Consider the following 6,824-nt stretch of genomic DNA (forward strand, 5'->3'; position numbering starts at 1 on the left):
GCACTGCTTGTCTCAATGGGACTTGTAACAGGACTTGTTGCAGATGCTACACAAAAAGCTACACACAATGTAAGTATCTTAACGGCAGATAACAGTGATGGTAAGATCACACCGAAAACAATCGCTGCGGAATTTGAAAAAGCAGGTTTTTTCATCAATGATAACAGAGATATGACAGCACCATGGTTAAGACAATGTAAAGCGGGGACTAAAAACTTTTCAACAGTTGATTTTGATGTTTATAACCTTTTTACACTTTTCAAAAAAGATGTAGTGGTCAAATTGGGTAAAAAATATCCGAACATAGGACTTTTCTCTCCTATGAGTATGTCGATCTGGACAAAAAAAGGAACAAAAACAATTTCTGTTTCTTCATTAAGTATAGCGGCAATGGCAGATATCATGGGTCTTCCTGCGGATGATGCAGACTTGGTTGCGTATGGTAAACTCATACAAGATACACTTAGAGCAGCCCTTCCAAATGCAAAAGTAGAAAAAGTTGCTTATGAAATGAAACAGCCAGAAGGTCCGTTGGTTTCAACTGCACAATTTGCTATGGATCCTGATGGAGACTGGGAAGAAGCGAAAGAAGAATTCCAGGCTGCTTTTGAAGAAGCACTAATTCCAGCTATGTTTATCAATGCCGGTTTTAACGATCTTAACTACGATATGGAAGAGAGTGGTTATGAAGGGTATACTTTCTATGATGTATATTCGATCTGTTACCTTGAAGTTATCTATACAGTAGCTATAAAGCACCCTGAAGCAGGAGCATTTGCACCTTGTTCAATGTATATGTATCAGAAAAAAGGGACAAATACGATGGAAATCGGGTTCCCTTCTGTATATAACTGGATAGCATCATTGGCGATCGAAGATAAAGAATCTCATGATGTTCTTGTTATGGCACAGAAAAAAATGGAAGCGATACTCGAAAAGCTTACAGCAAAGTAGTAAATATATTTCTTGTGGGGCATTATGTCCCGCATTTAAATAAATATATCTCTTAGTTTAAGAGATATATTTTGTCTTCTTTTTTTATCACTCCCCCTTCAATTACTCTAGCAAAAATACCTCTATCCTCTTTGAGTAGAGTAGGTAAATTTTCATCTATTTTGGAGAGATGATCACACATCGTACAGTTTTGACTGATCTCTAAAATGACATCCCCTATACGCAATTGATCCCCCGCAGTAAGGTGGTATGGATTGTAGTTAATGAGAATATTTTCTCCTAAAGCACCAAAAGGAAGTCGTATATGATTCTTAGCTGCCAAAGCATAACTCGCTTCTGAGGTGATAAGAACTGACCGTTGAATATTTTTATCATAATATTTGTCTTCTACAATACCTTTTGGGTCTAAATGAATTGACTCTTTTTCGACTCTTGTAGAGGACCCCTGTACTGAGACAAACAAGTCTATTACTTTTCCAACATTTTTCACAAAAGTACTCCTCTATATTTTTTAAAATTGTACCATAAAGATTTTATAGAGGAGAATTGATTTTATTTGTCAGAAAGCTCAAAGGTCTTTTGTATTATCTTTGAGTTCAGATTTTATGTAGGTAGGTTTTTTAGTGAATAGAAGCAATGAAGATAAAATAGAACAATTTTATAAACTGGTTGAAGAAAATATGGATAATGGTATGGTATATAGGGATGCTATAGAATTGGCTGCTGTAACTGTAGGGGGTCTTATAACTGCTAAAGTATCTCAAGCAATGGCAAAGTATCAAGAAGCAATACACCCTCAGTCTCATCTTTCACAAGAAGAAGATAAAGATACTTTAGCACTTTTAAGTATGGGAGTACTTTGGGATAATAAGTATTTTAATCCTATAGAACCAGATGTCTCTATTCCCTTGGAGAATACACTAGCTGAATCTATTTATTTTATTATGAAGTATGGTAGAGAAGAAGATGGGCTTAATAAAGCATTGGAAGCCAATGCAAACACTATTGGGGATGTAGCTCTACGTGCTGAAGCTATACAGAGAGTACTGGGTAAAGCATGAAGCGACGACATTTTTTAGCTTTAGGTTTGTGTCTGCTCTATATGACACAAGTGTTAGCTGTAGATTACAGAAAGCGTAACCCTGAGGCATGGACATCTTCTTCTCTCAATAATGCAACTATGGCACTTTACGGAAGAGAAAAATTTGCAACGATTCAAAAAAGTGCAGATATAGAACTTATTGTACCTAAAGGTGTAGTGGATGATCGAGAAAATATACCTGTCACTATACGTTCAAATATTAAAGCGAAAACAGTTGCCATCTTCCAAGATGCAAATCCTAAGAGTTTAGTGGCAGTATTTCATGTGAGTGAAGATAGTATTATCGAATATGAGCTAAATATAAAGATGGAGCGTAAAGGAACGATTTTTGCTGTACTGGAAGGGTTAGATGGAAAGCTGTATTATACGAGAGAATATATTGATATACTTACATTGAGTTGCATGGCTTCTGGATAGTAGTTCGCTTGTTCAATATGTTTTAAAATGTTGCTACATTGGACGTATTTAGTCTAATCCTACATTCAATATATGTAATATTTATGATAATTATATGGTTTTTTTATGTTTGTGGTGAATATTCGTTACAAACACAAGATAATTATGTATATTATTGGGGCGGATTTATCATTTTTATTCCTACTTTTATATTTTTTGAATATAATCTGGAGTATATGACGGAATTAAGTTAAACATACTTAGTCATTTTAAAACCAACAAAGGAGGACCAATGAATAAGATAAATAAAGAAGAGCTTGAAGTAATCTCTGAAGTATCAGAGCAAGCATCAAGAAGAAACTTTTTTAAGAAAACAGCAGCTTATTCTATGAGTGCATTAGCAGCAGCGAGTGTTGTCGCACCAGTTGCCGTGAAAGCAAACCCTAATATTAAGATAAACCCTGAGGATGATCTTAACATAATGCATGAGAAGCCATGGAGTCTTAAATTTGGTGATGATGTAACAGTAAACAAATACGGTATGCCTTCTCCATACGAGCATAACGTAACAAGAAGAACGACACCTATTCTTTCTTCTGGTAACTACAGAGCATCAATTGCGGTAACACCTATTCAAGATTTGAATGGTATTATCACACCTAATGGTCTTTTCTTTAATAGACATCACGGTGGTACACCAACAATTAATCCAAACGAACATAGACTTATGATTCATGGTCTTGTTGAGAAACCAATTGTTTTAACAATGGATCAACTTAAAAGATATCCGAATGTAAGTAGAATTCACTTCCTCGAATGTCCAGCGAATGGTGGACCAGAGTGGAGAGGACCTCAGTTTAACTCTATTCAATTTGCTAAAGGTTTTATGTCTTGTGCTGAGTGGACAGGTGTTTACATTAAAGATATACTTAAAGACCTTGGTCTTAAGCCAGAAGCATTATGGATGCTAGCAGAAGGTATAGATAATTCACACATGGGTAGAACAATCCCTGTTGATAAAGTACTTGATGATGCAATGATAGTTTGGGGACAAAATGGTGAAGCATTACGTCCAGAACAAGGTTATCCAATAAGAATTGTTGTTCCAGGTTGGGAAGCAAACTTATGTGTTAAGTGGTTATGTAGACTAGAGTTTGCATCTGAGCCATTCTATGCAAAAGAAGAGACTTCTAAATATACAGCACTTAAACACACAGGTAAAGCGATACAGCACTTCTATGCAAATGAAGTTAACTCTGTGATTACTTCACCATGTCCTGAGAAACCGTGGACTGACCTTAAAAAAGGTGAAATGGTAGAGATTGAAGGACTTGCTTGGTCTGGTATGGGTACCATTACTGCAGTTGACGTATCATTTGATGGCGGTAAAAACTGGGTAGAAGCACCACTCAAAGGTTTGGTACTTGAAAAATCATGGACTCGATTCTCTTTGATGCATGAATATACAGGAAAGCCTATGCTTCTTTCTAGCCGTGCAGTAGATGATGCAGGTCACGTACAGCCAAGTGTTAAAAATGAGAGAGCAGCCGTGGGAATCGAAGGTGTTTACCACAGAAATGCGGTTCATACATGGGAAATAGATGCAAAAGGAGAAGTTACAAATGTACAAATCTTATCATAAAAAAATTGTTGTAAGTACATTATTTGCATCGGCAGTATTTTTAGCAACTGCTTGTAATGCATCTAACGATACAAAGAATACAGCAAAAGCAACGACAGAAACAAGCACAGCAATGAACACAGAAGGTTTCTCTAAAAGAGTAACTGATGCAGTAGGACCAGTAAATCCAAAGCTATCTGATACTGTAACCAACAAATACGATTTTAACGGAAAAGCTATCATTGATGGCGGTGTTTATTATCCAATTGTAAATGGTAAAACAGGTACGTATTATGTAAATGAGCAAGCACATAAAACTGCATTTAACAAAGGTAAAACGGCAACTGCTAATGAGCAGGCAGCATGGGATATCGATGTAATGCCAGACGGTACTGGGCTTCCTGAAGGTGAAGGTTCTGTAGAATTTGGAGATGAAGTCTATGAAGAGAAGTGTCTTTCTTGTCACGGTGACTTCGGTGAAGGTTCTGGTCTTTACCCTAAACTGGCTGACGGAAATGCCTATGAAGGTCAAAAAACACTTATGAATCAGCGTGTTGATCCTGATTCAGATGGGCCAAAACGTAACTTTGGTTCTAACTGGCCTAGAGCAAGTACTTTATGGTGGTACATCAAAACGGGTATGCCTCACCAGGCACCAATGTCTTTAACAACAGAAGAAGTGTATGCATTGTCTGCATATATCCTTTACATCAATGAGATTGAGATTGATGGTGAACTTGTAGGTGAAGATTATGTTTTAGATAGAGAAAAATTCTTAAAAATAAGAATGCCTAACCACGATGGTTTTGAGCCGGATATTGATGGACCAAATGGTCAAGAAAATTCACGTGCATACTACAACAATCCATTGAACTATGGAAATGGTGTAAGATGTATGAAAGATTGTTTTGAGGGTGAGCCAGAAGTACAGAGAATTGTATTTGCACTGACTGACTTTACGCCACCGCTTAGTTCTGAGAAAACAATGCCAGAAGTGAAAGAGACAAAAGCAGCACATCCTGGACAAGCAGCATATGATGCATCATGTGCAGTATGTCACGCGACAGATGCAATGGGTGCTCCAGCAGTAGGCGACAAAAAAACTTGGGAAGCGACACTTAAAAAAGGTCTTGACGGTGTTATGTCAAACACTATTAATGGTGTAAACGGTATGCCTCCAAGAGGTGGGTCAGCATTATCTGATGATGAACTTAAGCAAGTAGTTGACTATATGATTTCAGAGTCTAAATAAGAAATACTTATCACAATTATTACACAAAAAATAGATATAATAGGATATGAGTTTGAGAAATCACTCTCAATCCTATGATTCAAAATAGAAAGGAAATTAAATGAAAAAAAGTATACTAAGTCTTGTAGCAGTAGCAGCAATGACAGTAAGCCTAAGTGCAACAGATTATAGAGCAGAGAAACCAGATGCATGGACAGCACATGATGTGCCAACAGCAGTTAAAGCACTTTATGGAGCAATCACTCCAGTAGATGGAGATATTAAGCTTAAAGCGCCAAAAGTGGCAAGTAATGGTGGATCTATCCCAGTATCTGTATCTACAGATATCCCTGCAAAATCAGTAGCACTCCTCCAAGATGCTAACCCTGAAGCAGCAGTAGTAGTATTTACAGTACCTGAAGGTGCAGTAGCAGATTTCGCATTAAAAATTAAAATGAAAAAATCTGGTACGATTACAGCTATCGTAGAAGGTAAAGATGGTAAATTTTACTCAACTAAACTTGCATTAGAAGTTGCACTTGGTGGATGTGAAGGTTAATCCTCTCACCCGTTAATGACAGTAAATAAATAAATATATAAAAGGAAAATAGATGAAGAAATTAATGTTAGCACTTGCAAGTATTGCACTTATGGCTACATCTGCAATGGCAGAAGCACCAGCAACAGAAGTAACAGATATGAAAATTAAAGCAAGCGAGAAGAATGGTGTTGTAAAAGCAAAAATCTCGATTAAGCATGATATGCTTACATATGATCAAGCAAAGAAAAAAGGTGTAGAGGCAAACTTTATTACTCACATTACAGGAACTGTAGGTGACAAAGTAGTATATGATGCATCAACAAGTCAATTCCTTTCTAAAAACCCATTGATCAAATTTGTATTTAATGGTAAAAAAGGTGACGAACTTAAAATTACATACACTCAACTCAAAGGTGAAGTATTTTTCGCGACTAAAGAAATCAAGTAATTTGATTGAATTTACTATGTCCCTCCCGGGGTATAGTAATCCAGATGTTTAAATTGCTTGTAAAATTTTTTATCTTCTTTACTACATCATTTGTGGTTTTATTGGCAACTCCTAATCAAAATATAATCAATGTAGACATATTAAGTCAACAGGTATATAAATGACCTAAGTACCTTTTACTTTTTTTTCATAAGGATGGGATGTGGCTTTTGCGAGGAAATGCGCAATGAGACACTGGATGATAACACCATCGAAGATACGATAGATAAGTATCTTACATCATGATTTTAATGGAAGAAAGCCATGGGTATACAAAATCACTAGAGACAGGTTTTTACCCTAGTATGGGTTTTATTGATGGTAATATCAGTATCGTCTATGGTGTAATAGGCTGCAGAGATAGTGAAACGTTCTCACTGTTGTACAATAAATTACATTGATGTGTACAAAGTGATAGAGTGGGAAGATTTTAAAAGTAAATTAGAGTTTGAATGTAAGGAATGAGAGTTAAAGCGTTTGATGTATCTCAAA

At 36.3% G+C, this 6,824-nt stretch carries 9 protein-coding genes; 8 read left to right on the forward strand and 1 reads right to left on the reverse strand.

The window, feature by feature from the left end; genetic code table 11:
- The coding region (locus tag ABZC96_RS07255; RefSeq protein WP_373030119.1) for a DUF302 domain-containing protein at window positions 1-954 on the forward strand (954 nt) is incomplete at its 5' end.
- Window positions 955-1,006: 52 nt separating this feature from the next.
- Here the strand turns inward: ABZC96_RS07255 and ABZC96_RS07260 are convergent.
- Complete coding sequence (locus ABZC96_RS07260) at window positions 1,007-1,444, reverse strand: MOSC domain-containing protein (RefSeq protein WP_373030120.1); 438 nt, start codon at window positions 1,442-1,444, stop codon at window positions 1,007-1,009.
- Between the two features lie 133 nt (window positions 1,445-1,577).
- On the opposite strand from ABZC96_RS07260, the gene ABZC96_RS07265 reads away from it, so the two are divergent.
- The 7 genes from ABZC96_RS07265 to ABZC96_RS07295 all read left to right on the forward strand — a co-directional run bounded on the left by ABZC96_RS07265 (window position 1,578) and on the right by ABZC96_RS07295 (window position 6,733).
- Window positions 1,578-2,015: a hypothetical protein gene (locus ABZC96_RS07265; RefSeq protein WP_373030121.1), complete on the forward strand. Its 438-nt coding sequence runs from the start codon at window positions 1,578-1,580 to the stop codon at window positions 2,013-2,015.
- Complete coding sequence (locus ABZC96_RS07270; RefSeq protein ID WP_373030123.1) at window positions 2,012-2,473, forward strand: thiosulfate oxidation carrier protein SoxY; 462 nt, start codon at window positions 2,012-2,014, stop codon at window positions 2,471-2,473. The genes ABZC96_RS07265 and ABZC96_RS07270 overlap by 4 nt, the downstream gene beginning before the upstream one ends.
- Window positions 2,474-2,744: 271 nt before the next feature.
- Window positions 2,745-4,094 carry a sulfite dehydrogenase gene (gene soxC / locus ABZC96_RS07275; protein ID WP_373030124.1) on the forward strand — a complete coding sequence of 450 codons (1,350 nt, stop codon included), beginning with the start codon at window positions 2,745-2,747 and terminating at the stop codon, window positions 4,092-4,094.
- On the forward strand, window positions 4,075-5,325 hold the full coding sequence (locus tag ABZC96_RS07280) for a c-type cytochrome (protein ID WP_373030126.1): 1,251 nt from the start codon (window positions 4,075-4,077) through the stop codon (window positions 5,323-5,325). The genes soxC and ABZC96_RS07280 overlap by 20 nt, the downstream gene beginning before the upstream one ends.
- A gap of 100 nt (window positions 5,326-5,425) precedes the next feature.
- Window positions 5,426-5,863, forward strand: a complete 438-nt coding sequence (locus ABZC96_RS07285) for a thiosulfate oxidation carrier protein SoxY (protein WP_373030127.1) — start codon at window positions 5,426-5,428, stop codon at window positions 5,861-5,863.
- Window positions 5,864-5,915: 52 nt separating this feature from the next.
- Window positions 5,916-6,293: a thiosulfate oxidation carrier complex protein SoxZ gene (gene soxZ / locus ABZC96_RS07290; protein ID WP_373030129.1), complete on the forward strand. Its 378-nt coding sequence runs from the start codon at window positions 5,916-5,918 to the stop codon at window positions 6,291-6,293.
- 281 nt (window positions 6,294-6,574) lie between these two features.
- Window positions 6,575-6,733: a hypothetical protein gene (locus ABZC96_RS07295; RefSeq protein ID WP_373030131.1), complete on the forward strand. Its 159-nt coding sequence runs from the start codon at window positions 6,575-6,577 to the stop codon at window positions 6,731-6,733.
- Window positions 6,734-6,824 lie beyond the last annotated feature (91 nt).

This window comes from Sulfurovum sp. (assembly GCF_041551015.1).
GTDB lineage: Bacteria > Campylobacterota > Campylobacteria > Campylobacterales > Sulfurovaceae > Sulfurovum.